This window comes from Paenibacillus sp. SEL3, assembly GCF_054602585.1.
Genome location: NZ_CM137725.1, coordinates 5419955 through 5445141 on the forward strand (window position 1 = coordinate 5419955; position 25187 = coordinate 5445141).

Annotated in this window: 22 protein-coding genes, 1 pseudogene and 2 CRISPR repeat arrays; of the genes and pseudogenes, 18 read left to right on the forward strand and 5 right to left on the reverse strand. The window is 44.9% G+C overall.

Annotation, left to right across the window (positions count from 1 at the left end; translation table 11 throughout):
- Window positions 1-86 precede the first annotated feature (86 nt).
- Window positions 87-389 (forward strand): HesB/YadR/YfhF family protein, encoded by a 303-nt coding sequence (locus tag ACYCS5_RS25085; protein ID WP_039273555.1) that lies wholly within the window; start codon window positions 87-89, stop codon window positions 387-389.
- Between the two features lie 133 nt (window positions 390-522).
- Here ACYCS5_RS25085 and ACYCS5_RS25090 read toward each other — a convergent pair whose 3' ends face one another.
- From ACYCS5_RS25090 to ACYCS5_RS25100, 3 genes are all read right to left on the reverse strand, one after another.
- Window positions 523-1035, reverse strand: coding sequence for an ADP-heptose synthase (locus ACYCS5_RS25090; RefSeq protein WP_165147488.1), 513 nt, complete (start codon window positions 1033-1035; stop codon window positions 523-525).
- Between the two features lie 115 nt (window positions 1036-1150).
- Entirely contained in the window at window positions 1151-1594 is a 444-nt protein-coding gene (locus ACYCS5_RS25095) for a DUF441 domain-containing protein (protein WP_029517055.1), read from the reverse strand.
- Window positions 1595-1616: 22 nt separating this feature from the next.
- Window positions 1617-2588 (reverse strand): YpdA family putative bacillithiol disulfide reductase, encoded by a 972-nt coding sequence (locus ACYCS5_RS25100; protein WP_165147485.1) that lies wholly within the window; start codon window positions 2586-2588, stop codon window positions 1617-1619.
- A 295-nt stretch (window positions 2589-2883) separates the two neighbouring features.
- On the opposite strand from ACYCS5_RS25100, the gene ACYCS5_RS25105 reads away from it, so the two are divergent.
- The 3 genes from ACYCS5_RS25105 to ACYCS5_RS25115 all read left to right on the forward strand — a co-directional run bounded on the left by ACYCS5_RS25105 (window position 2884) and on the right by ACYCS5_RS25115 (window position 5478).
- On the forward strand, window positions 2884-3480 hold the full coding sequence (locus ACYCS5_RS25105; RefSeq protein WP_165147482.1) for a DUF2087 domain-containing protein: 597 nt from the start codon (window positions 2884-2886) through the stop codon (window positions 3478-3480).
- 479 nt (window positions 3481-3959) lie between these two features.
- Window positions 3960-5057 carry a ribosome small subunit-dependent GTPase A gene (gene rsgA, locus ACYCS5_RS25110; protein ID WP_029517058.1) on the forward strand — a complete coding sequence of 366 codons (1098 nt, stop codon included), beginning with the start codon at window positions 3960-3962 and terminating at the stop codon, window positions 5055-5057.
- 82 nt (window positions 5058-5139) lie between these two features.
- Window positions 5140-5478: a L,D-transpeptidase gene (locus tag ACYCS5_RS25115; protein WP_029517059.1), complete on the forward strand. Its 339-nt coding sequence runs from the start codon at window positions 5140-5142 to the stop codon at window positions 5476-5478.
- Window positions 5479-5596: 118 nt separating this feature from the next.
- On the opposite strand, the gene ACYCS5_RS25120 is transcribed toward ACYCS5_RS25115, so the two are convergent.
- Window positions 5597-6616, reverse strand: a complete 1020-nt coding sequence (locus ACYCS5_RS25120) for a hypothetical protein (RefSeq protein WP_029517060.1) — start codon at window positions 6614-6616, stop codon at window positions 5597-5599.
- A gap of 216 nt (window positions 6617-6832) precedes the next feature.
- On the opposite strand from ACYCS5_RS25120, the gene ACYCS5_RS25125 reads away from it, so the two are divergent.
- A complete protein-coding gene (locus ACYCS5_RS25125) occupies window positions 6833-6982 on the forward strand; it encodes a hypothetical protein (protein ID WP_023988262.1) in 150 nt (49 codons plus the stop codon).
- A gap of 128 nt (window positions 6983-7110) precedes the next feature.
- Here ACYCS5_RS25125 and ACYCS5_RS25130 read toward each other — a convergent pair whose 3' ends face one another.
- The gene (locus tag ACYCS5_RS25130) at window positions 7111-7350 is read right to left on the reverse strand and encodes a hypothetical protein (protein WP_013370782.1); all 240 of its coding nucleotides are present in this window, start codon (window positions 7348-7350) and stop codon (window positions 7111-7113) included.
- A gap of 389 nt (window positions 7351-7739) precedes the next feature.
- Between ACYCS5_RS25130 and ACYCS5_RS25135 the strand changes: the two genes are divergently transcribed.
- The 13 genes and pseudogenes from ACYCS5_RS25135 to cas3 all read left to right on the forward strand — a co-directional run bounded on the left by ACYCS5_RS25135 (window position 7740) and on the right by cas3 (window position 25087).
- The gene (locus ACYCS5_RS25135) at window positions 7740-8060 is read left to right on the forward strand and encodes a hypothetical protein (RefSeq protein WP_029517061.1); all 321 of its coding nucleotides are present in this window, start codon (window positions 7740-7742) and stop codon (window positions 8058-8060) included.
- 67 nt (window positions 8061-8127) lie between these two features.
- Entirely contained in the window at window positions 8128-12123 is a 3996-nt protein-coding gene (gene essC / locus ACYCS5_RS25140; protein ID WP_165147479.1) for a type VII secretion protein EssC, read from the forward strand.
- A 16-nt stretch (window positions 12124-12139) separates the two neighbouring features.
- A complete protein-coding gene (locus tag ACYCS5_RS25145; RefSeq protein ID WP_029517063.1) occupies window positions 12140-12982 on the forward strand; it encodes a hypothetical protein in 843 nt (280 codons plus the stop codon).
- 5 nt (window positions 12983-12987) lie between these two features.
- Entirely contained in the window at window positions 12988-13524 is a 537-nt protein-coding gene (locus ACYCS5_RS25150; protein ID WP_029517064.1) for a WXG100 family type VII secretion target, read from the forward strand.
- 247 nt (window positions 13525-13771) lie between these two features.
- Window positions 13772-14047 carry a WXG100 family type VII secretion target gene (locus ACYCS5_RS25155; RefSeq protein WP_013309990.1) on the forward strand — a complete coding sequence of 92 codons (276 nt, stop codon included), beginning with the start codon at window positions 13772-13774 and terminating at the stop codon, window positions 14045-14047.
- Between the two features lie 201 nt (window positions 14048-14248).
- Entirely contained in the window at window positions 14249-16294 is a 2046-nt protein-coding gene (locus ACYCS5_RS25160) for a serine/threonine-protein kinase (RefSeq protein ID WP_165147476.1), read from the forward strand.
- 84 nt (window positions 16295-16378) lie between these two features.
- Entirely contained in the window at window positions 16379-17131 is a 753-nt protein-coding gene (locus ACYCS5_RS25165; protein WP_013309992.1) for a vWA domain-containing protein, read from the forward strand.
- Between the two features lie 12 nt (window positions 17132-17143).
- Window positions 17144-17980, forward strand: coding sequence for a hypothetical protein (locus ACYCS5_RS25170; protein ID WP_165147473.1), 837 nt, complete (start codon window positions 17144-17146; stop codon window positions 17978-17980).
- Window positions 17981-18245: 265 nt separating this feature from the next.
- On the forward strand, window positions 18246-19055 hold the full coding sequence (locus tag ACYCS5_RS25175) for an SDR family oxidoreductase (protein WP_459760270.1): 810 nt from the start codon (window positions 18246-18248) through the stop codon (window positions 19053-19055).
- A gap of 245 nt (window positions 19056-19300) precedes the next feature.
- Window positions 19301-20215: a CRISPR direct-repeat array (repeat unit 32 nt).
- 18 nt (window positions 20216-20233) lie between these two features.
- Window positions 20234-20365, forward strand: coding sequence for a hypothetical protein (locus ACYCS5_RS25180; RefSeq protein WP_425312600.1), 132 nt, complete (start codon window positions 20234-20236; stop codon window positions 20363-20365).
- Window positions 20366-20833 (forward strand): annotated as a pseudogene (cas1, locus tag ACYCS5_RS25185) (CRISPR-associated endonuclease Cas1); the annotation flags it as partial. It abuts the gene before it with no gap.
- Between the two features lie 216 nt (window positions 20834-21049).
- A CRISPR array of direct repeats spans window positions 21050-21753; the repeat unit is 32 nt; unit sequence GTCGCACTCCATGTGAGTGCGTGGATTGAAAT.
- Window positions 21754-22285: 532 nt separating this feature from the next.
- Window positions 22286-22600 (forward strand): hypothetical protein, encoded by a 315-nt coding sequence (locus ACYCS5_RS25190; protein WP_165147470.1) that lies wholly within the window; start codon window positions 22286-22288, stop codon window positions 22598-22600.
- A gap of 3 nt (window positions 22601-22603) precedes the next feature.
- The gene (gene cas3 / locus ACYCS5_RS25195; RefSeq protein WP_459760271.1) at window positions 22604-25087 is read left to right on the forward strand and encodes a CRISPR-associated helicase Cas3'; all 2484 of its coding nucleotides are present in this window, start codon (window positions 22604-22606) and stop codon (window positions 25085-25087) included.
- The last annotated feature ends 100 nt before the right edge of the window (window positions 25088-25187 follow it).

Here is a 25187-nt window from a genome sequence, read left to right on the forward strand (position 1 = left end):
GCTGGGTTAGGACGGTTGGTGGTCATTCTAAAAAATGCTATGATATAGTTAGCAGACGTCATTGTATAAGGAGATGAGAATAGCGCATGAGCATACAGGTAACTGAACCTGCGGCACAGTGGTATATTAAGGAGCTTGGTTTGAAACGTGGAGATTCGATCCGTTTTTTTGTTCGCTATAGCTCTGGCGGTGGGTTGCATCCAGGCTTTTCTCTGGGAATTGCCGTAGAGCCTCCGCAGCACCCCGTATTACAGCATGAAGCGGCTGGCATTACGTTTTATATGGAGGACCAGGATTACTGGTATCTAAAGGGCCATCATCTGGAAGTTAAGTATTTGGAGGAACATGATGACATTATTTATACCTATGTTGAGGATGGACAAGCTTAGTGCTCCACTGTCAATCATAGCGTGCAAATAATTGTTCTTGGACATGAAAAGCGGCGGAGTATCGTGTTACAGGAGATGAACCTGTACATGATGCTCTGCCGCTTTTTTGTGGTTAAGGCAGGTATGTCGTATGTTAAGGGTTGTTAAGCATAGGACCATCGAGTGCAAAATCAAAATCATCAATGTCGTACACATGTACAGGTACGGAAGCTTCGATAATGCGGTGAATCCAGTCCAATTGATCCGTCAGAATGGGTAATGATTCACGCTGAGCTGTCAACACCAGTTCAGTCTCAATTGGATCAAAATATTCTCCGTAATGTGCTGTATCAACAGCATTAATGATAATAAGTGATGTATTGGCATCGAATAGAATAGGCAAGCTCTTGGCCCAAGGCATCTGAAGGGCACGCCGAATTTTTTTCTGATTCAACGGTTCTTCAAAATAACTGATTAACTCGCTTACCTTCCGCTTCACATGTTGATCGTCCATAGGATTATCCATAAGCGGCTCTGTGCTGTCCTGGAATTCGTATAGCTCTAGCAGTGATGTGTAAGGCACTATATATTCCACAGGGGCGGGAGATGTAAGTAGTTGGCCGTATATAGCCACCATTACAGCTTCCGTTACAAATTGTCGAGACATCGGTCAAGCCTCCTGCATTTACCAAATTATGCGATATGAGTATACCACAAAGCGGGACTGAATTCAGCCCGACATGCAGATTGCTATCATGTATTCCTATACTTGTTGTACGAATTTAGCTGCGGCCGATTAACAAGGAAAGCAATCCGGCAGCAATTAGAGGTCCAACAGGAACTCCTTTAAAGAAGGCAACGCCAATGACGGTCCCGATCAGTAGACCTGTCACAATAATGGGCTGTCCAGACATTAAAGTTACTCCGCGGCCGCCAAGATAGGCTACCAGAATTCCGATACCAATCGCGAGCAGAGATTTCCAGTGCAGGAAAGACTCCATCACCTGATTGATACTGATTTTACCGCTGGCTAGCGGGGTCATGACCCCGATCGTCAAAATAATAATTCCGATCGTCAGGCCATACTTTTCAAGCCAGGGGAAAGCAGTGTGAAAGCTGGTTACCCGCAGTAGCAGTAATACAACCATGGCAATAGTCACGGTAGAGTTGCCACTAACAATCCCAAGACCAGCCAATACCAGTAAGATAAGTGAGCTGTAATCCATACAGATGTTCTCCTTCGTTTATTTAGCTTTGGATATGCTCCGCGATTTGACGCCCGTGCCAGCGGCCTGTTTCAATAAACACTTCATTGGCATTGCTGCCTGAAGCGATGACCCCCGCGACATATATACCTGGGATGTTCGTTTCCATCGTGGCAGGATTAAATTCTGGTTTGTCCAGATCTTCAGCCATATGAACGCCGACAGACTCCAGTAGTTTTCGTTCCGGGTGAAATCCAGTCAGTGCCAGTACAAAATCATTTTCGAGTCGGAATGCTTCAGTGTCCAGCGGAGTGACTACGACATGGTCTGGATGAATTTCGGTAATGCGTGCGCCTAAATGCAGCGTGATCTTCCCTTTTTGTACCATACTGTCAAACAGTGGACGAACCCACGGCTTGATGTATTGGGACAACTCGCTTCGACGATATACCATATCAATCGTAGCTCCGACCCGCACCAATTCCATCGCAGCATCTACCGCAGAGTTACTGCCACCGATAACTGCGACCCGGGTTCCTGTATAGGGATGGGCTTCGCTGAAATAGTGAGTGACTTTATCCAATTGTTCCCCGGGAATGCCCAAATAGTTCGGATGATCAAAATATCCTGTAGCCACAACGACATAGCGTGACGAACACGTTTTGGTTATTTCTCCTTTGCTCAGGGTATGTACAGTAAATGTACCGTCATCCTGGCGATGAATAGACTGGGCCTCCTCATAATGCTGAATGTTCAAGTTATAATGTGTAGCTACTTTACGATAGTACGCCAGTGCTTCATGACGAAAAGGTTTGTCATTAGGGGTGCTGAACGGTACATCACCGATTTCCAGTAGTTCGGCGGTGCTAAAAAACTGCATGTTCGTCGGATACAGAAAAATGGAGTGAACGATGTTGCTTTTTTCAATAATGACAGTTTGCAAACCTCTGCGGGTGCATTCGATTGCAGCAGATAGTCCACAGGGTCCGCCACCGATAATGATTACGTCGTGCATTTGGATGAACCTCCAGTTGTATTGGTTTATTACGCCAGTTTTGTAGGGTTAACATTATTTTGACGATTAAAAACGGATCTCAGGATTGAAGCAAATCGCTCAGTATGTGAGAAGTTTTCAAATAATAATCCTACCGCAATGCGAACACAATATCCAGCCGTTTTCAGAAAAGATGACAGACGGTGAAGATTGACAGCCACATTTAGTGAACATATAATTAGATATATATCTAATTATATGTGATTGAATTCGTTTGCATAGCAAGTATGTACTAGTGAAAAGAGGTGCAATAACGATGCAACTGGATAAAATGGTCAATTATCATAAAGCACTTGCTGATCCAATGCGAATGCGGATATTACTTCTTTTGTCCCGTGGGGAGATGCATGGCCAAGCTTTGGCGAAAAAGCTGAATTTGTCCCAACCGACTGTTACGCATCATGCTTCCAAACTTCGTGAGACTGGGTTGATTAAGGAACGACGTGATAAAAACACGGTGTATTTTACACTGAATCCAGAATTGATCCGGCAGCATGCCGAGGCGACGGTGCGATTTATTTTCGAAAAAGGAGAGGGGGAGGAAGAGATGTCAGAGTTGAATGAAACGCTGGAGGCATCGGTCTTACGCAATTTTTTTTCCAAGGACGGCAAGTTGCGCCAAATCCCTGCGCAGTATAAGAAAAAATTGATCGTACTTCAGATGCTGGCAGAAAAGCTGGAGCCAGGCCGCATGTATCCTGAACGTGAATTAAACGAGTGGATCAAGCAATACCATGAGGATTTTGCAACGATTCGGCGTGAGCTGATTATGCATCAGTTTATGTACAGGGAACGGGAAATGTACGAATTGAACCCGCGTGAGATGTGGACGCGCTGGGATCAGGTACGCTAAACGAAACTTGACAAAGATTTCAAAAAAGTTTCGTAGCTGCCTTGACAGACAATTGATGGACTTGTATGATAAAGGAAATTTTAGGAGGAGGCGATGTTATATGCGTACGAACATGAATGGATGGGTTCAGCAGCAGAATGACTTGTCTCCCGCACGGACAATGCACAGTTAAAGACTGTATAGATCTATAGTCTTGGCTTAGCAGTTGGTTGGACAGTAGAACCAACAAAATCCGCAGGGAGTGATTCCCTGCGGATTTTTTATGGTTAGGCGTCTTGTTATCCAGTTGTTGGTTCTGGGGAGTGGTCTGTGAGAGACTGCTTGCTTAAGTGAACGAACGGATCGCATCGACCTGAATCGTATACCCTCCGCAGGGAAACCCCTGCGGATTTTTCGCGTTGTTCGCATGCGGGGAGAAAATGTACACCTATCAAATAACATTACGATCAAAAATGAACAATGAATTCAGGAGGAAAACAATGAGTATACATGAATACGGTTGGTCTGATTACTGGAACGTTTTTTGGGACCAATGGAAGCAAGGCTTTGAGGAACGCACAGGAAATACACAGGTACGTCCTGCTCGCTTGATTGCCGATTACGGACAAAAGGTGAAGCTTATCACAATGGATGGAGAACGCTGGGGAGTGTCTTCAGGTAAGCTACGACATGCTGTTGTCGATCCGGCGGAAATGCCTGCTGTAGGGGACTGGCTAGCAATCACTACGCCAGATGAAGTGTCGGATGCAGTAATTCATGCCGTCTTGCCGCGGAAAAGTCGAATATCTAGACAGGCAGCGGGCTTTGAGACGAGGGAGCAGCTGATCGCTACCAATGTGGATACGCTGTTCCTTGTTAATGCGCTGAATCATGATTTTAATATGCGCAGACTGGAACGGTATTTAATTATGGCTTGGAACAGCGGGGTAAACCCGGTTGTCGTTTTGAGTAAGAGTGACCTTTGTGAAGATGTCGAACAACGGGTTGCTGAAGCGGAGGGAGTTGCCCCTGGTGTACCTGTTATCGTTATTTCTGCTTTGCAGAATGAAGGCAGAGAGCAACTGGAGACGTTTCTTCAGCCTGGCTCTACAGTTGCTTTGACAGGCTCTTCCGGTAGTGGCAAATCCACGATAGTAAACTGGCTCTCCGAGTCTGAGGTTCAACTGACACAGGATGTGAGGGAGGAAGACAGTCGGGGCAGGCACACAACCACTCACCGACAGCTTTTTCCTATCGCAAAGCAAGCCGTTTTGCTGGATACACCTGGTATGCGCGAGCTTAATCTATGGGATGATTCCATGGGTGTCGCTCATACCTTCACGGATATTATGGAAACGGCGCAGCAGTGCCGTTTTGCAGATTGCAAGCATAAGGGCGAAGCTGGATGTGCAGTGGAGGAAGCTATAGAGAGAGGGGAATTGTCGGAATCCAGAGTGAACAATTATCGCAAAATGCAGCGGGAACTGGAATATCAGGCGCGTAAGGAAGCAGACCGGCGCAGGAAAGATAGTCGTTCAAGCACAACCCCGGGGCGTAGGGATCAGCGAAGTGGCTGGCGACGTGATGTGGAGTGGTGAGCCGAACTGCAGTGAAGTATCAAATGTAAAAATATACGAAAATCTATGTTGTAGTCGGCATATGGTATAAAGGGGTGAATATATGCCGAACTACAGCATTGTGGTGGATTTATCGGATCGTCGTTTATATTTGAAGGATGGAGATCAGATTGTTCTTAATTATCCAGTCGGTATTGGCAAGCTGGCTACACAGACACCGCATGGGCAATTTACGATTATTAACAAACAACCTAATCCGGGCGGACCTTTCGGAGCGTTCTGGATGGGGCTGTCCAAGCCGCATTATGGCATTCACGGCACCAATGAGCCATGGTCCATTGGCAAGATGGTGTCACATGGCTGCATTCGAATGCAGAATAAGGATGTGCTTGAGCTTCAGGAGAGGGTAAGTATAGGCACGCCAGTCACGATACAGCCGTAGCGGCTAGACGACATGAGACTCTGTATCTACTCATACGTGGAAACCGCGTCATAGACTGTATCTGTGAAGCGTATTTCATGGCGAACGGCCGTAACTTTAAGTTAGATGCTGCGTTTAGTTACGATTTGGGTTGGATAGGGATACGGGCTTCAATCTGTTTGGAGCCCTCTTTTTCGTCTGCAGATTTGACTAACGGTCCCGAAAGACGTTCTCCTTGTGTACCATACGCCTGTTTGGCGTTGGTCCACATATCTTCGTTTGGTTCGAAACTTATGATTATGATGTAGCGGTTGGCAAGGCTCGGCTTTTTGACCCTCATGCTGAAGGAGCCGTCAGGCATAACTTTGGTTTGATCATCGTAGCCAAACTGCCATCGTCCCGGAAAATCAATCTTGAGTTTGACGTCCGACCCTTCCAGCAAATTGCTGCGCGCATATACATGATAATAGTTACCCTCTTGCTTCACATCAGGCTTAATCCACACTTGAGGGCTGCCGTAGTCCTTAGGTTTGTTCCAGACGGGCTTAACTAAAGGGGTATTGCGTTCTTGTTCAGGATCAAATTCAGCCCCAATCCGAACTTCATGCAGAAGCTGTTTGTTTTCTTCGTATTGATATACATAAGGACCTTCCAATTTGTTGCCACCGCTGCCATACAGATTTCGTATTTCATTGTCTTGGTCATCTGGACGGAACAGAACAGTCAGATCCATACTGCCCTGTATTCCGGGGCGTTGTACCTGGAGTACAAAACTTCCGTCCTTTTGAACGGTTGTCTCATCCGTGTACCCAGTTAACAGGGAGTTTTTGACCGCAAGATTCCCTTTGATCCGTGCTCCGGCCGGGAGGTTGGAATGTCCTGTAACCTTCACGGTATTTTTATCAATGCTGACGCCACCTGATATTTCGACATAGCTGCTGCCTTGCTGATGGACAGGTGTATGATTGGCAGCTCGTTCATCAAGGGATGATGCACCTTGGTTGGGATTACCCGTTACGGTGTAGGCACGTGCTTCAGCTTCATGTTGGGCTATACTCCGGGTTGAAGCTTTTTCCCTGCTGCATGCAGCCAGCATCGTTAGAATTAAGAATGCGAATAAAAGGTTGCAGACTATTTTGGTAATCATGTGTTTACTCATGGTTTTTGTTCGCTCCTTGTCCATAGCTTCCAGGCTTAACGTGATAAAATTATCGAAACTTTATGTATTTACCCTTATTAAAGGGTATGTAATCCCGCCTGCTTTATCCTATAAGGAACGTACCTGTTTAAACAACAGGCAGAATGGTTAAAAATGGATAGCCTGATCATCCCCTTGAAAAGCAGGGGCAGCTTGCTGTAAAGGAGCCTGAGTCATATGTCCATTGACCGTTTTATCTTAAAAAAGCTGGACAACTGCCGGGAAGAGCATACACGCGCTAATTTACTAGAACTGTTTAGAATACGGATTGAGAAGGCGCAGAATAAGGAACGAGGCGGTAAAAAAGGTTATCGCAGAATACTTTAAATAAAGTCTGATCAATCCATAAGCTGCGGTAAGTCACATGTATCATGTTTTAAAGCTGCTGATATGGAGAGGGTGCTGAAATGTCCCTCTCTTTTTTGTGTGTCTAAAGTGGACAAAAAAAGTCCCTCTTAATAGAGGGACAATGCCAATGAATCATTTTCACTAACACTATGCAGGATGGCTTCACAACCGACAATCTCTATACTGATCAAAGAGTTAAGGCATTTTTGAAGGGCACGCTTGCCGCTGGAGATTTTATTCTCCAAAGTGTTACTTAGAAGTTTTAATGTTTTTTGTACTGGTTGCTTATTTTCTTGATTGAAGTATACGGGAATACGTTTGTTTTGAAATGTAATTAATGTTCTCACAAAAATCACCTCGCCTGAGTTATTTCATGGCTTAATTGTAGTGCCCGTTTCTTAAAATTACCTTAAAAACACCTTATAAAAACATAAAGGTCTGAAAAATTTACAAAGTGTTCACAACAATCTAGGTAACAATCGAATTTAGTTCTAACTAATCGACAAAATGACGTATATACCCATATTAGAACCGATCCAATACATATTATTGATACCAATGACTCTACTAATATGAGAAACTATGACCAAAGTCACTATTTTATTTTTGGAGTGGGTATTTTGTAACAAATTGACAGTCTAATAGTCGGATGCTACAGTTACGATAGCCATATTTCCGTGGAAATAGGCTTTTTGCGTGAACTTTGCTATATATTAAGGATCGGGAGGGATGACAGATGATCCTGACCGTGCTTTCAGGACGACAGGAAACAGAGTGGTTTGACATCGAGGTAGCTGATGAATACTCGGTGGAACATTTAAAGCTGATGCTGGGTGTGCGCATTTTCGGCGAGCCTCCGGCGGAAGGCATGCAATATATTATGGAAGCAAAGTTCCCGGAAGGGCTCTGGTTCAGGGTGGGAGATAACCAGCTACTTACAGGATCCGGCTTGCGGGAAGGCTGTACTGTGCGTATTCAGCGCGCTTTTTCGACAACTCAGGACGAAGCGCCTGTGTATGGAAGGCGTTCTCTGTTTCAAAATGAAAAAAATGGGTAAATACACACATGAAATTATATGAAACCTTGGTAAAATGAAATAGTAAGCGAAAAGGGGGACTTTTGTCTTGAATGCATTATACCAGCGATCCCCGAGATTAAGGCCGGCGCTCCGAGAGGAGAAGCTGGAGATTTTACGGCCTCCGGCTGAGCCGAGCAAGCCGTCTTTTTCTATTATATCTATACTTATTCCGTTAATGATGACGTTGGTGACTATAGGCTTTTACGTATATATGAGCAAAACAGGCAAGATGGGCAACAGTAACTATTTGATGTTCCAAATGGTCACTGTGGTCATGATGCTTACATCTTATACGATTCCTTTTTTTGTCTATCTAAATAATAAGAAGGAATACAAGCGCAAGCTAGAGGAACGGGACCGCATGTACCGGGAACAGCTCCAAAAGCATCGTGAAGAACTTGAAATGAAACGCGAGGAGCAAATTCGCACACTATATGAAATTCACGGTGACCCGCAAATATGCACTCAAATTGTCAAAAACCGCAACAGTTCACTTTGGGAACGATCACCGGAGGATGAGGACTTTTTGCAGGTGCGTATTGGAACTGGACAAGTTCCCTTTCATATAAAATTGCAAATTCCACGCCCAGACGGTTATGACCGAGATCCTTTGTTGGGAGCTGCGGATGAACTGGAAGAAGAATTTCGTCTGGTAGACGCTGCTTCCATTGCATTACCGCTGTTTCAATCCAAAGTGGTTGGATTGGTCGGCGATCGGGAACATACCCTTGCTGCGTTAAGAGTCATTTTGGCACAAGTGACGGTTCGTCACTCGCCAGATGAAGTGAAAATTGCTTCCTTCTATGACGAGCGAGAGGAAAGTGAATGGACCTGGATGCGCTGGCTTCCACATGTGTGGGATGATGACCGAATCCAGAGAATGATGTCAGACCGCAGTAGTAGTGCACATCAATTAGCAGATTTTCTGTTTGCCAGACTGAACCGCCGTAAAAATAATCGTAATGATCGTCAAGGCAAAGGGATGGAAGTCCCTTGTTATGTCGTTGTTTTATCTGACACCCAGCTGATTGAGGAAGAACCGTTGCTGCCGTTGTTATTGGAAGACGGCCGGGCCATTGATGCGTGTACGATTGTGCTGGCTTCTCGTAAAGAGGCTTTGCCGATGCAGTGTCAGCTGATTGTGGAGGCTACCAAAGAGCAGGGCGTATATGCCCGTAAATCAGAGTCGGCGGAGGTTGAACAGCAAAGTTTTAAACCGGATCGTTTGTCAAAAGAGGAAGCCGATGCATTAGCGCGGTACATGGCTCCTATTCGCTTGAAGCGTTCCTCAGCTTCTGATATTCCCGCTGTGCTGCCTCTGTTTGATATGATGAGCGTAGCAAGTGTGGAAGAACTGGATGTGACAGATCGGTGGCGTCGTAACCGCCATCCTGATACCTTACCTGTGCCAATGGGCGTGCGAGCAGGCGGCAAGAAGATTATGATTAACCTGCATGATAAGATAGAGCGTCAAGGGCATGGTCCCCATGGCTTGATCGCCGGTACAACGGGTTCAGGAAAGAGTGAGGTTATCCAGTCCATCGTAGCCTCGCTTGCTGCCGAGTTTCATCCGCATGATCTTGCTTTTATGCTGATCGATTACAAGGGTGGAGGCATGTCCAACACGTTCGTTAACTTGCCGCATGTTGTGGGTACGATCACGAACTTGGACAATAATTTGATTGAACGTGCCAAAATATCTCTTAAAGCAGAACTGGTTCGTCGGCAGAAGATATTGAACGATGCAGGCAATTTACAGCATATTGATGAATATTACAGACTACTCCGGCAGCGGCAGGAACAACCGCTGCCTCATCTGGTTATTATTATTGATGAATTTGCACAATTAAAGCGGGATCAGCCAGAGTTTATGGACGAGCTAATCAGTATTGCTGCGATTGGGCGGACACTAGGTGTCCATTTGATTTTGGCGACGCAAAAGCCTGCAGGTGTCGTGGATGACAAGATTTGGAGTAACTCCAGATTCCGCATCTGCTTACGGGTGCAAAGCGAAGGCGATAGCCGTGACATGTTGAAAATACCGAATGCCGCGTGGATTACGAAGCCGGGACGAGGATATTTCCAAGTGGGTAGTGACGAAGTATTTGAAGAGATGCAGTTTGCTTGGAGCGGTGCGCCGTATATAGGCAACAGCGATATTTCTTCTGCACTACCTGTACATGAGGTGAGACTGAACGGAAAACGTGAAGCGCTACTGACGGGCGGCGAACGGGCAAGCTCAGGCTTAAAAGGAGAAGAAGCCCCTAAACAGCTTCAAGTATTTATTGATTATATTGCGAATGAGGCTGCTAAGGCAGGGATCGAACGACTTCAGGGACCGTGGCTTCCGCCGCTGCCTGAATTGCTGGATTTAACAAATTTGCCGGTATGCACCGAAATAGATAGTACATCATCACCTTTGGATCTGAAGGCTCTTATTGGTCTAGTAGATGATTTGCCGAATCAGCGACAGGAGCCAATTTATGCATCGCTAGATCATGGTCATTGGGCTGTGTATGGCATGCCCGGCATGGGGAAAACAACCTTTTTGCATACGTTGCTGATGTCCACGGCTCAGCGTTTTGCTGCGAATCATTGGAATGGTTATATCATTGACATGGGTCGAACGATGCGCGACTTTGGGGAACTTCCCCAAATCGGGGCTGTTATGATGGCTGAGGAGGATGACCGGATCAAGCGATTGTTCCGTTATCTGTTCAAGATGGTGGCCGTACGCAAGGAAATGCTTTCCGAGGCTGGAGTCAAAACAATAAGCTCTTATCGACGTTCTGCTGTCGAGGATATCCCGCAAATTGTCGTAGTTATTGATGGATATCTTAATTTCCGTAATGCTTATCCAGATGAAAATGAACTGTTGGAATCTCTTTTGCGAGAAGGAGGTAGTCTAGGCATCACGTTTATCATTACAGCGAACCGGATTACCGATGTGTTTGAGAAATTCCGCAGTAACATACCGAATGCAGTTTCTTTTGAAATGTCCGACCCGAGTGACTATTACTATGCGGTAGGGCGACCAGCCAAAACGCCAGGACCGTTAATTCCAGGTCGCGCTCTGGTTAAAGGGCATGTTCCTCCGCTGGAGTTCCAGACGGCACTGCCCTCACCAGGAGAAGATGAGGCGGAGCGATCAGCACGGCTACGCCGCAATATTGCTGGCATTGTGCAGGAATGGAAAGGCAAGCACGCACCAGCTATCCTACCATTACCTGAGCGGATTCCACTATCGGAACTGCTTCAGCAGTGGGATCGGACAAGTGGACCATCGGGCGCACTACCTTACGAAGTACCTGTAGGCCTACAGAGTGACGATCTTGAGCCTTTTCTCCTGAATCTGAAAGAAGGGCCCAATTTTATTGTGGGTAGTCCAATGGAGGGTGGAAAAACCTCCTTTCTAATGAGCTGGATTATATCGCTGGCTTATTATACATCACCCGATCAATTGGAAGTCTATACGATCGATACACGCTATGGAGGCGGGGGACTATCTAGATTACGACATCTTCCTCATGTTAAGGCTGCTGCTGAAAGTGAGGAAGAAATGGGACCTCTGGTACAGCAAGTGTATGATATTGTTCAACAACGGAACAAGGAGGGGAATGATCCCGAATTGCTCCTGGTCATTGATGATGCGGATATGTTAAGCAAGCAACTGAATGATTTTATGATAAAGGATCAGCTCTCCGCCATTGTACGGTTGGGACGTGATCGCAATGTGCATGTCGTGCTCTCGGGTGTGCCATCTGATTTTCCTACCTTTGGTGTGGACTGGTTTAATGATGTCAAGGCAAGCCAAAGCGGTATGCTATTTGGAACACTAGATTCGAATGATCTATCGTTCTTTCGTATCCCTTATTCGGAGGCGAACGCCGCTACTGGTGGACTAAAAGTCCTGCCACCTGGGCAGGGGTACTACGTACGGCGCAAATTTACCAGGATAAAAGCGGCAATTCCCTTCTCAGAGCAAGTGAGCTGTGAGGATTGGATAACGAAAATTCGTGACCGATGGCATGTTGTAGTTTGAAGGGAGGTGGCTCATAATGTTAACGTTTCAAGCTTCCAAGCAGAAGTTAATAACCCTCAAGGCGAAGGAACTGTTTTTTCTGGCAGGCGTATTGGGTTCTGACCGACTGCTTGGGGTGGAAGATCCGTTTAAGGGCTATCTAGCAGAGGAGTTGGCGGAAGAGTGGGAGCAAGTAAAAGCTACTCTTTTGGAAAAGGGTTATCTAAAGCGGGTAGATAAGGGCAAAGAGCTAGCAATGCCTCCTACTGTTTTTTCAAGAGTCGCTATCGCGGGATTATCCAACAGGGCTTGCCGTATACGCTATGTGCGGGGAGGTAAGCAATTTGAAGGCTATCTCCATTGCACGAACGAGCGTGTAGTGGAACTCGTGAAATCCGCTGATGAACCCGATGAGTATCGATTGTACGATCTGGGTAATGTGGAAAAGGCTTGCGAGACATTGATTGATAAAATGGGTTGGGTAGATCGACTTGTGCCTGAATCCCCCGCACTAATGTTCTCCAAGCAGGCGTTTAATAAAATTTACGAGCAATCGGCAGGGGAAAGTGTGTCTTTGATCAGCAGTAAACTGACCGAGGCTAGCGGAGATGCAGAGGGGTCTGCAAGACTGGCTCAGTCTTTGAGTTCCCGTGTAGCTGAGGGAGAACTGCAATTGCTGGTTTGGAACGGCAGGGAGTGGGAATCACAACGGGCAGCCTTTGTCCTGTGTCCTGCAATGAACTGGATATTTCGGATGAGCTCTAGTGGTAACGGGGACTGGCTGATTGCAGCTATGGCTTCAAGAGATCAGTTTGTGGATTTATTATTAAATTGGTTGAAACAGTCGGCAGTGAATGAAGAAGTGACAGAAGAAGGGTGATGAATATGCGCATTCGAGTTGAACCGGATGTGCTTCGGGGGCTTAGCGGGCAGCTACAGCATGCGGCGGAGCAAATTCAACAGTTAACAGCAGGTTTGGAGCAGGCGTTACAATCGCTGGATTGGGATGTATCTGCACGCGAGGCGATCTTGAATCATTGGATGCAGGCCAAGCGGATGTCAGAACAGATCCATGCTTACCTCCATACATCAGGTACACAACTGAACCGAAAGGCAGAGCAGTTTCAGTCTGTTGACCACAACTATCAAACGATACTGTCATTTGCCAGCCAACCATTGGGACGACCCGTCACGATGCTCGATTGGTCGAATCAGCAATCACCGTCTATTCTGCCTGGGCAAGCTTCGGAAGGAAGCAGCCTGATTTCTAACCCGCAGTCTGTCGTACATGCCATTTCTGGTGTACAGTCTTCGGATGTAGAAACGTTGCATCAGGATATTCTGATGCAGGCGTCTTCTAGCAGTCCGCAGGATTGGTATTTTACTGATCCGTCTACAGTAAGAGATCAGCCTGTCGCTTAGTTGGGATCGCGTTCCGGGACAATCTGGATCGATTGCAAAATTACTTGAGCTCGTTCCACAATTCCCGGCTTTATGGGACTTATTAGGTGTTTTTTTGTTAATATTATACTGTTAGGTGCTGTTTTATAGTTAAAAAGTGGGATTGTTACAATTAGGTCCTTTGCCTTTTGTAGGGAATTAAATAGCCATAGTACAATTTGAACCAGATAAACAAAAACATTATTTATCATCAAGGAGGACTCAAAAAATGGCAGGACGCATTTTAATTACCCCAGAACAGGTTGATCAGGTGGCTAACCAATTTAAACAAAGTGGTGAGCAAAGCCAGCAGATCGTTTCCAGTTTGACACAGTCCATCTCAGGTATGGAAGGTCAATGGGAAGGTATGACTAAACAACGCTTCTTCCAAGAGTTTCAGGAAGCTAGCAAACAAATGCAAGCTTTCGTAACGACTTTGAACAGCATCAGTCAAGAATTGACAGCTATCGCTAACAAATTCCGCACGGTTGACCAAACGAAATAAGTTGTCTTGCCTGATAGGCATTAACTTATCATATACCACTCTATTAAGAAGCAATATGTGAGCCATTCCTCACGGTTTGGCACAGGATGTTCAGGAAAAACCGGGCGATCTTCGGATACCCGGTTTTCTTGCCATCCATAGATGTATATAATAAGGTGAGGAAAACTAGCATACTGAATGATGTAAGGAGAGGGATGTTTCATGTCTTTTCAACCGAATCCGGGAGACGAATTGATCATAAACGGCACAGCTTATGTGGTTGGACGACATCCCGCTGCACCCGGTTTAGCCTATGCTCAAGCAGGGCGTCAGGGAATTGTATACCAGCTAAATGCCAAAAACGGAGCGCCACATGAGGCAAAAGCCCTTAAGGTGTTTTTTCCGAAGTTCCGCATCCCGGCTATGGTTTATCAATCTGAGCATATGGAAGCATACGGGGATATTCCCGGTTTGCAGGTATGCAAGCGTGATGTGCTCACTCCAGAAAGAAACGGAAGTCTGATTGCCGAGCAGCCTGATTTGCTGTATGCGGTACTGATGCCATGGGTTCACGGTATGACATGGTTCGATTGTCTCACAGATCAGCGTCAGCTTGAGGCTTCCGATAGTCTGGCTTTAGCCAGAGCATTGGCAGGGATCGGTTCAGCTATGGAGCAAAAAGGATTGGCGCACTGTGATTTATCGGCGCCGAATGTGATGCTTCCGTTTTTTTCTGAAGTGGAACTGCCTGAAGGCACGTCAGCTGTGGAATTGGTGGACGTGGAACAAATGTATAGTACTAAAATGGATCGTCCAGACGCTCTATTGGCAGGTTCGCCAGGGTATGCCGCCCATCGTACCGTCCACAGCGGGTTGTGGAGTGCGTATGCAGACCGTTTTGCAGGGGCAATCATTATAGGAGAAATGTTAGGCTGGTCTGACCGTGTAGTAGTCGACAAAGCGTGGGGCGAAAGTTATTTTGATCAGCATGAAATGCAGACGCCTTGCGAACGTTATTTTATTTTACGAAAATCGCTGGAATCTCGTTGGGGCAGCAAGGTGGTAGAATTGTTCAGCCGTGCTTGGGATAGTCAGGATTTAAGCAGTTGCCCTACTTTTGGCGAATGGCTGGTTGTACTTAATGCGGTTACTGAGCAGGAAATTTCAGTTGAGGCTATAGAACCGGAACCTGCTGCGACAGAAACAATAGAATCGGCAGCGGTGGGTGGCCTTTCCAGTGAAGCTGCATCCTCTTTGTCAGCGCCTGCACCGCTCAAGACTGAACAGGCTGCACTGCTAAATCAGGTCGCCCTGGAGCAAGGAGAGCGTGGGGTAACGGACAAGCTGTTCCGACAGGCACGTGATTTGGAGCAGCAAAACAAACCTGCTGCAGCGCTGGAAGTATACCGGTCGTTGTATCATTTTGTAGAAGACGGCAGTCCTTTGCATGTGGAGGTGTCAGCTGCGATCACAGGACTAGAGGAGCAGTTGAATCCCATGACGCCAGAGCAACCTGAAAAAACAAAGGCCTGGTATCGCTCCAAAGCGTTTATCGTGACAACTGCGGCCGCAGTCGTTCTATTGGCAGCTGGAATCCCAGCCGTGAATATTCTTGCAGATCAGTCCAATCAGCGGCAAATCGAGGCAGCCAAGCAGGAAGAGGCAGCGAAGGCTGCAAAGGCGGCCGAGGAAAAGCTGGCAGCCGAGCAGGAAGCTGCTCAAAAATTGCTGACGGAGAAACAAAGCCAGGAAGCGGAACAGCAGGCCAAACAACAGGCACTTGCTGTTCAAAAGCAACAGGAAGAGCAGAAGAAACAGCAAGCCCTTATCGCTCAACAGGTTAAATATGAAGCTTATCTCGCTCAAAAGGAACAAAATAAGCAGGCGGCTGCCAAGTTGGCGAAGCAAAAAGCGTATGATCAACAGGCAAAGTATGAAAAATACTTGGCTTTGAAAAAAGAGCAGGAAGCCCGCGCCGCCCAGGAAGAGGCAGCTCGTAAGGCAGCAGCCGAGGCGGAACAAAAGCAAAAAGAGTCCATGCATGCACGAAACAAGGAGAACGTTCTTCAGCTTATTTCCCTGTACAACAAGGCGTATGCCTCTCAGGAAGGTGGCAGCGCTGCGAAGGCAAAGAGCTTTGCGAAGCGTTTTAGAACACTATATGATAGTAATCCTTCTTATTATCGTTCGGTAGGTGAAGTGGGATATCGGGCCTCCTCTATTTATAACTTTTTAGGAGACACGAATTTTAGACTGCCTAAAATTTAATATTTCATATGTCTATATATGGACGGAATGATAGATACGAAACAGATGGAGATAGAAGGTAACTGAGGGGAGCATGTACAAATCATGAATTATACAATACAGGCTTCACAACGCACTCCCGCCCTGATCATTTACCTGATTGACATCAGCGCGTCGATGAACATGCTGATGGAGGGGCGGCGGCGTATTGACGTTGTATATGAAGCTATATCGTTGGCGATCCGGCAGATGGTTTTTCGGTCAACCAAAGGAAATCGGCTGACAGCGCGCTATCGGATTGCGATTTTGGCTTATAGTGACGATGTGTATGACCTGCTGAATGGTGTCAAGGGAATTGATGAAATCGCGGCCATTGGTTCGTTGCCCGATTTGACACCCAAACGGTTTTCAGATTCAGCAAAGGCCTTCTTGCAAGCTGAGCGTATTTTGCAAGCGGAATTACCAGGGATGCAGGACTGTCCTGCACCTTTGGTCTGTCATATGACAGATGGAGTTTCCACAGGTGATGATCCGGAACCGATTGCGAAGCGTATTATGAGCATGAGCGTACCGGACGGTAATGTACTGGTGGAAAATATATTTTTATCCGACAGGTTGCTGGAAACGCCTATTCAGGACCCCCGTCGCTGGAAAGGTCTAACACATAATACGCCGTTGCAGGATGAACATGCTGTGAAATTGCGTGATATGTCTTCTGTGCTGCCTGAAAGCTATCGGGAAATGCTATTTGAGGCAGATTATCAGTTAGGTGAAGGAGCCATTATGATGCTACCCGGAACCTGTGCGGAACTGGTGTCCATTGGGTTCCAAATGTCGGCCGCAACGCCTGTACGGTAAGGAGGTAAAAGCATGAATCCACTGCTGTCCCTGCTCCTCGTGAGCAAAAAAAAGGGAATGAATGCAAGGCTGACTCAGCAATTTGCTTACATAAGCTCTCAGACAGGCGATCAGCCTTTATCATCTCATCACAGTCGTTTTATGTGTCGTTATGGCTATGGAAGGTCTGCCGAATCTGCCAGTATGGGAGAAAGCGGACAGGATTTCGCCGCAGTACGTATTCATAAATCCGTCTGTTGTTTTGTCTTGTGTGATGGTGTCGGGCTCAGTTACCGAGGAGATTTTGCGGCCCGCTATCTGGGTTCTTCTTTACTGGATTGGATGGAACGGGGACAAGATCTGTCTGCTGATCAATTGAGAGTGTACCTTGAACGTTTGGCAGGTACAGCGGCAGAGGAACTGGATCGGCAACCTTTGGATCACGAATCAGGCTTAATGCGTTCGGTATTGGAAGATAAACGTCGTCAAGGTAGCCAGTCCATGTATATTTGCGGTAAAATCGAACTGCCGAAGCGTGGTAGCCGTGGTCGTCTCCGACTTGCCTGGCAAGGGGACTCACGTTTGCGACTATGGAATGGTGCCGAGGAAATCAGCGAGCTATTCGATCATACCTTCTCTACAGCGGAGCGCTGGTCTACAAGCCGTGGGCCGATTGGAGGGAAGCCTCATTGGTACGAAAGAAGCATATCCGCAGATATGCCGATGAGATTACAGGTATATACGGACGGTTTATCCGATTTGGACCCCATTCGCGAGCCTGTCCCTGATGAGCAGATACAGGTATTGCTGGATGCATCCCACACCGGGGGACTTGATGATGATGCTGCATTTATTGAGCTGCAGTGGTAAATGAATAAGCAAAAGGACGTTATACAACCATGGATATGGATGTATACGTCCTTTTTTTGATGAATACATAGAACATTACGATTCGTTAAGATATTTATAGAATGTAACGAGGAGGAGAAGGAAAGACGCGCTAATGCGCGTAATATTCGTACTTTTCTTAAATATCGCAAAAGAATAGCAAAAAATGCGCAAAAATGGTGATTATAAAGTATATCCTTTTGGGTAATCTTGTGATTATACAGATTACTGAAAGGGAGCGATACATATGAGCTACACATATGCAGGAGGCGCACGCTTTGAAGGCAAAACGGCTCTAATCACGGGAGCTGGTTCTGGCATTGGCAAGGCAACAGCCATTCAAATGGCTAGAGAAGGAGCAAATGTCGCTCTTTTTGACATAAGTAGCGATCGTATTTTGGAGACGGAAAGAGAAATTAATGCTATACGTGAAGGATCAGCGAGGGCTTTTGACGTGGACATTGCCGATCCGGTGCGTGTGGAAAAAGCAGTCCTGGAAGCGGTTGAATTATTTGGCGGACTGCATATCATTTTTGCTAATGCGGGGATTAACGGGGTCGTCGGACCGATTGAGGATCTGAGCATTGAGGATTGGCGCCAAACGTTGTCTACGAATCTGGACGGCACCTTCCTAACGGTGAAGTATACAATACCACATTTGAAAAAGAACGGTGGCGGCAGCATTATTATTACCAGCTCCATTAATGGAAATCAGCGCTTTACCAGCTTTGGGATGTCAGCCTACAGCACATCGAAAGCGGGTCAAACCGGTTTTGCTAAAATGGCTGCGCTGGAGCTGGCCAAGTTCCGTATTCGTGTGAATGTCATCTATCCAGGTGCCATTTCGACAAATATTGATGAAACCACGGAGAAATCGGAAGGGTTAAAGCAAATTACCATCCCCGTCAAGTTTCCCGAAGGAGGACAACCGTTGGCTGATGGACCGGGTCAACCCGAGCAGGTAGCTGATTTGGTAACATTTTTGGCCTCAGATCATTCGCGTCACATTACTGGCGCACAAATTGTCATTGACGGGGCAGAGTCGTTATTGTTTTAGAAAATAGAGCATTCTCTGGGACAGAGAAATGTTTTGTGGTATCCTGAGTGTATTGTCTTGGTTACGGTGCGAATGTGAAGCTCACATAAAAAAACTGGATCCTTCGCACCTCGAAATTTGTCGAAATGGATTCGAATTATTTTTTTTGATAGAAGTCAATAGTGGATTCAAGCTTGTTTGGCATCGTTTTTTTCGAAAATGCATGGAATTGATATCATTAGGGTATTAATTCCTTCATTTTCGCTGTCGCACTCTATGTGAGTGCGTGGATTGAAATTTCTTGTTTTTTGAACCCCATAACTTGAACCCTGTCGCACTCTATGTGAGTGCGTGGATTGAAATCATCGGGTAAATCGTTTTTGTGTAACTGGCAAGTTGAGTCGCACTCTATGTGAGTGCGTGGATTGAAATATCTGTGCTGTCTACGTCTTCATAAGGATGGTCTAGTCGCACTCTATGTGAGTGCGTGGATTGAAATTACTCAGGTATTGCATTCGCTGCCTACGCTACAAAGTCGCACTCTATGTGAGTGCGTGGATTGAAATCGCGTAGGACTGACACCTCAAGAATCGCTATTAGTCGCACTCTATGTGAGTGCGTGGATTGAAATTACAAAACGGATATATGGACGTTGGAAATATCTTTGGGTCGCACTCTATGTGAGTGCGTGGATTGAAATCTCCTAATGTATGTTATGATATTATTTATACAGTAAAAGTCGCACTCTATGTGAGTGCGTGGATTGAAATAACACCGGGTTACCACCGCAAGTGTACTTAATTTGTCGTCGCACTCTATGTGAGTGCGTGGATTGAAATTATTAGACATAGTCTTTCGAACTAGGAACTGTAAAAGTCGCACTCTATGTGAGTGCGTGGATTGAAATTGACTGGTGTGACTTTAATGATTTATATATTTTGTCGCACTCTATGTGAGTGCGTGGATTGAAATAAGCCACGCCTGCCAGTAATCAGCGGTGATGTGGCCTGAAGTCGCACTCTATGTGAGTGCGTAGATTGAAATCTTGCGGATGTTATTATATCTTTTGCCGCTACGAAACGTCGCACTCTATGTGAGTGCGTGGATTGAAATAAGCCAAAGTTTGATCTTGCCGCGTGGGAAACGTAGTCGCACTCTATGTGAGTGCGTGGATTGAAATATATTGGGAGTTGCCATTAGTGCCTATGCCACTAGTCGCACTCTATGTGAGTACGTGGATCATGACGGAGCAGTCGCCACTTGGTCGTATAAGTGGAGAGCGCCTCTTTATCCGAAAACATGAAGAGGTCCGTGAAGTAGAGGAACTGTAGATTTTACGTGGCTTGGAAGGGACGGTGGCAGTTCAGTACAATTCCGTTCTCGATGAGCTGATCTTGCAGCATGGACGCCATAAACGCCCTCCGTTAGATAATGTGAGTGCCCTATTATCTTTTGCCTATAGACTGCTGTCCAACGATATGAAATCGGCACTGGAAGCTGTGGGCTTGGATGCTTATGTAGGTTTTCTGCATAGAGATCGTCTAGGACGAGCCTCATTAGCACTGGATGCGATGGAAGAGCTTCGAGGAGTATATGTCGACCGTTTCGTTTTGTCCTTACATTGATTAACAAAAAATTGATTAATGGCAAAGGATTTAAAAAAAGAAAACGGGGCCGTCATGATGGACGATGATACGAGGAAAATCGTATTGAAGGCATGGCAGGAACGGAAACAGGAAAAAATTATTTATTCTTATTTGAATGAGAAAATGTCTTGGGGGCTGGTGTCCTATTCCCAGAAGTATACGATATGGAAAGCCCACTGATTTTGTAAGGTGCGAATGTGAAGCTCACATAAAAAACCAGGGTCCTTCGCACCTCAAAATTTGTCGAAAAGTAATTGAATGAGTTACCTTCAGTAAAAGTCAATGGTTGATACAAGCCTTTTTGGCATCAGTTTTTGCGACAATGCGTGGAATTGATATCATTAGGGTATGAATTACTGCATTTTCGCGGTCGCACTCCATGTGAGTGCGTGGATTGAAATAGGAGCAGCCAAGCCAGGCATTGACCCCTGAACAGTCGCACTCCATGTGAGTGCGTGGATTGAAATACTCTGTTGCCCTCATTAATTGTGGCGATACTCCGTCGCACTCCATGTGAGTGCGTGGATTGAAATTGTGAAGTGTAAGGACAGTAGTCACATCTAAGATTACAGTCGCACTCCATGTGAGTGCGTGGATTGAAATCACGGCCTATGCATGTAGATGGCAAAACCTATGAGTCGCACTCCATGTGAGTGCGTGGATTGAAATGCACAAAAACCACCAGCAGCTTAGAAGATTGGGAGTCGCACTCCATGTGAGTGCGTGGATTGAAATTGTTCAGAGTCAGTATCTGTTTCAGAAGTGGCAGGTCGCACTCCATGTGAGTGCGTGGATTGAAATCACTTAAATCTATGACGGTTAGGGCACCGGATGATAGTCGCACTCCATGTGAGTGCGTGGATTGAAATCTCAGCTTCCCGGCTGCCGACTACACCAGGCGCATGTCGCACTCCATGTGAGTGCGTGGATTGAAATCATAGGTCGTATTCCCTCCCTGTATACATATCCCTGGGTCGCACTCCATGTGAGTGCGTGGATTGAAATTTCCATCAATTATAGAATGTTGAACTGGATTTGCACGTCGCACTCCATGTGAGTGCGTGGATTGAAATCACAAATGTCCAACAGTGCCGCAGGCGGTCATTGGTCGTACTCTATACGAGTATGTGGTTGAAGTATCTATAGTGTTCGTAACCTTGCATAATAACTCCCAGGAGGCTTTACATGTTTGGAGTCAATATATAATTTGTTTTATGAACTTTAAGATTATTAGTTTAGTTCTCTCTAAAATACTATTTCCACATGACTATAAATAATATTTGTTTACATAACGAGAATAGATCTAATATGATTAGTAAGTGGAAGAGAGTCTAGTATTTTTAAGCGAAATACAAGTCTCTTCACAATAAACACCCAAAAGTCATAAAATGAATATTGCGCTATGGGTGTGAAACCGAAATCCTTAAATTAAGTAGATAAGAGAGGAAAGGAAGAGAAATTACAACGCTAGGACAATTATATTATCATTATCTATGGATTCACTTAACAACGAGGAATGTCCAAGTGGGGATTGTAGATGCTATCGATATTGTACCTTATGACACGATTACACATTTTAAGTATTTGCTCAAAGGGGGAAAATAGTTGAATTTATTATCTATTCCTGGTCTATATTTTTATATCTATCTAGGTATAGGCCTTATCGTGGGATATTGGTTTGTATCTAAGGAATTAACTGAACGTGCACAGGAAATGCAGCAAGAGAACCCAGAGGAAAACGATGAGGAACTGTCAACAGCTAGAGAGGGTCTTTATCAATCTCTACATGATCTTTATCATTTAATAGGTCAGAAAGGTGTTATTGCTGCGATCTATATTTTATTTATGCTTTTTTGGCTTCCGATGTGGTTAGTCATTACTTGGAAGAGGTTATTCACGAAGAAAATTAAAGGAGATTAAAAAATGCAATATATCGCCCACATACGGGAAAGCGACCAAGAGATTCAAACGGTTGCCGAACATCTATTGGAAACCCGACAATTAGCAGAAACCTATGGAGACAAAATAGGTATTCGACATATCACCGGACTCGCTGGCATGCTTCATGACTTGGGGAAGTACACGGAAAAGTTTCAAAATTACATACGTTTGGCGGTACAAAATCCTGACAATCCACCGAAGCGAGGAAGTGTAGATCATTCTAGTGCGGGTGGAAAGTTATTATTTAATCTTTTTCACATTCAACCTCAAGGCACATTCGATAAACAGGATTTATTTATCAAATATATATTGACTGAAGTTGTAGCAAACGCTATTATTTCTCACCATTCTTATTTGCAGGATTTTCTAAACCCACAGCTTGAATCAAAATTTTTGTATCGGGTGCGTGACCTAGAGATAGCGGGATTTGAAGATGCAGTAGCGCTTTTCTATAAGCAGGTCATGGAGAAATCTACATTTTTTGATTATGTGAATCAAGCAAAGGCTGAGTTGGATCAATATATGAACCGAGATGATGGGGCAGATTTTGAACTCAAATTGATGTATTTATCCAAGTTTGTGTTTAGCGCTTTGATAGATGCAGATCGAACCAATACTCGCTGCTTTGAAGAAAATAAGAACACAGGCGATAAGATCGCAGTTGAAGCCATGAATCATCAAAAGTTGTTTCATGGGTATTACGAAAAATTAATGATGCACATCAAATCCCTACAAGCAGCCAAGGATGCCAATACACCTATTAATCTACTTCGAAAAGAAATGTCCGAACAATGCGAACAGTTTGCAGAAAGGCCCTCTGGAATACATACGCTCTCGATCCCCACAGGCGGTGGAAAGACGCTCGCCAGCTTTCGTTATGCCTTAAAACATGCTGTAACATATAAGAAGAAACATATTATTTATGTCGTTCCATTTACGACCATTATTGAACAAAATGCCCGAGAGGTTCGCAAAATAATAGTGGACGATGCGAATGTTCTGGAACATCACTCTAATGTAGCCATGGACGATGTAGAAGAGGGAGAGAGTAATGAGCTTGAAGATGTAGTTGTGAGTACGCGTCAAAAATTAAAGCTGGCTAAGGACAATTGGGATTCGCCGATCATTTTCACCACAATGGTGCAATTTTTAAATGTTTTTTATGCTGGTGGCAGTAGAAATATTCGTAGACTTCACAATTTAAGCGAGTCTGTCATTATTTTTGACGAAGTACAAAAAGTCCCTACTCACTGTATTTCATTATTTAATCAAGCAGTAAATTTTTTGAAAACATATGCTCATTCAAGTATTGTTCTCTGCACGGCTACACAACCCGAATTAGATTTTGTACATAACAAGCTAGAAATTGAACCAGATGCAGAAATGGTGCATGACCTGAACCATGTTATAGAAGCGTTTAAGCGGGTTGAAATTGTGGATAAAGCAACGGATATGAAATTTAATACGGAGAAACTTACCGACTTTGTTGAGGAAAGACTTGCTGATGAACAAAGCGTGCTCGTTATTTTAAATACAAAAACGGTGGTGAAAAACCTATATCACAGATTAAAAGAAGGAAGTGGTACAGCCCCGATCTACCATTTAAGTACATCCATGTGTCCAGCTCATCGCAATTCCATATTGGAGGAAGTTAAAAATCACCTGCAACATAAAGAGCCTGTCGTTTGCATCAGTACACAATTAATTGAAGCGGGAGTGGATATCAGTTTTAAGTGTGTCATTCGGTCCTTGGCTGGTTTGGATTCCATTGCTCAGGCGGCGGGCAGATGTAATCGCCACGGAGAAGATAGAATGAAGCAAGTATATGTCATTGATCATGAAGAAGAAGATCTCAAGCGATTAAAAGAAATCAGAATAGGTAAAGAGATTTCCAGAAAAATGTTCATTGACTTAAAACGTAATAAAACTTGCTTAGGCGGAAACGTATTATCAGCTCAGTCCATGGAAATATATTTTCAAAAATATTATTCCGAGTTAAAGACCGACTTAAATTATTTTATTCCTAAATTGAGAAAAAATATGACTGAGCTATTATATGGCAATCGTATAGAAAATACTTATTTTCAATCTTATTGCAAAGAAAATGAGACGATTCTTCCCTTATTCTTAGCGAATAGCTATAGGACGGCAGCGGACCATTTTCAAGTCATTGAGGATCATACTACCGCGGTAATTGTTCCTTATGGGGATGGAGAAAAAGAAGGAAAGGAGATCATCGCGGACCTAAATGGACAGCAAAGCATAGAAGACCTTACCGATTTGTTACGCAGGGCACAACAATTCACTATTAATATATTTAAGTATGAGAAAGACCGATTAGATCAAAATAAGGGGTTAGTTTCTTTTTTGGATGGAAAAATATATGCACTAACCGATGGAGCTTACGATGACTGTTATGGCCTCAATCTTGAAAATGACAGTCTGCTTAGTGGATTTATCCTTTAAAAACTCTTTGATTGGGACTAGGGACTTATATTCTACATTGACTGACCCTGCCAAAAGTAATATTCTGGTACTGTGTTTAGAAAAAATAGTCATAGAAAGG

Coding starts and splice junctions, on each gene's coding strand:
- ACYCS5_RS25085 (WP_039273555.1), top strand. CDS start 87: ATGAGCATACAGGTAACTGAACCTGCGGCACAGTGGTATATTAAGGAG.
- ACYCS5_RS25090 (WP_165147488.1), bottom strand. CDS start 1,035: ATGTCTCGACAATTTGTAACGGAAGCTGTAATGGTGGCTATATACGGC.
- ACYCS5_RS25095 (WP_029517055.1), bottom strand. CDS start 1,594: ATGGATTACAGCTCACTTATCTTACTGGTATTGGCTGGTCTTGGGATT.
- ACYCS5_RS25100 (WP_165147485.1), bottom strand. CDS start 2,588: ATGCACGACGTAATCATTATCGGTGGCGGACCCTGTGGACTATCTGCT.
- ACYCS5_RS25105 (WP_165147482.1), top strand. CDS start 2,884: ATGCAACTGGATAAAATGGTCAATTATCATAAAGCACTTGCTGATCCA.
- rsgA (WP_029517058.1), top strand. CDS start 3,960: ATGAGTATACATGAATACGGTTGGTCTGATTACTGGAACGTTTTTTGG.
- ACYCS5_RS25115 (WP_029517059.1), top strand. CDS start 5,140: ATGCCGAACTACAGCATTGTGGTGGATTTATCGGATCGTCGTTTATAT.
- ACYCS5_RS25120 (WP_029517060.1), bottom strand. CDS start 6,616: ATGAGTAAACACATGATTACCAAAATAGTCTGCAACCTTTTATTCGCA.
- ACYCS5_RS25125 (WP_023988262.1), top strand. CDS start 6,833: ATGTCCATTGACCGTTTTATCTTAAAAAAGCTGGACAACTGCCGGGAA.
- ACYCS5_RS25135 (WP_029517061.1), top strand. CDS start 7,740: ATGATCCTGACCGTGCTTTCAGGACGACAGGAAACAGAGTGGTTTGAC.
- ACYCS5_RS25145 (WP_029517063.1), top strand. CDS start 12,140: ATGTTAACGTTTCAAGCTTCCAAGCAGAAGTTAATAACCCTCAAGGCG.
- ACYCS5_RS25150 (WP_029517064.1), top strand. CDS start 12,988: ATGCGCATTCGAGTTGAACCGGATGTGCTTCGGGGGCTTAGCGGGCAG.
- ACYCS5_RS25155 (WP_013309990.1), top strand. CDS start 13,772: ATGGCAGGACGCATTTTAATTACCCCAGAACAGGTTGATCAGGTGGCT.
- ACYCS5_RS25160 (WP_165147476.1), top strand. CDS start 14,249: ATGTCTTTTCAACCGAATCCGGGAGACGAATTGATCATAAACGGCACA.
- ACYCS5_RS25165 (WP_013309992.1), top strand. CDS start 16,379: ATGAATTATACAATACAGGCTTCACAACGCACTCCCGCCCTGATCATT.
- ACYCS5_RS25170 (WP_165147473.1), top strand. CDS start 17,144: ATGAATCCACTGCTGTCCCTGCTCCTCGTGAGCAAAAAAAAGGGAATG.
- ACYCS5_RS25175 (WP_459760270.1), top strand. CDS start 18,246: ATGAGCTACACATATGCAGGAGGCGCACGCTTTGAAGGCAAAACGGCT.
- cas3 (WP_459760271.1), top strand. CDS start 22,604: ATGCAATATATCGCCCACATACGGGAAAGCGACCAAGAGATTCAAACG.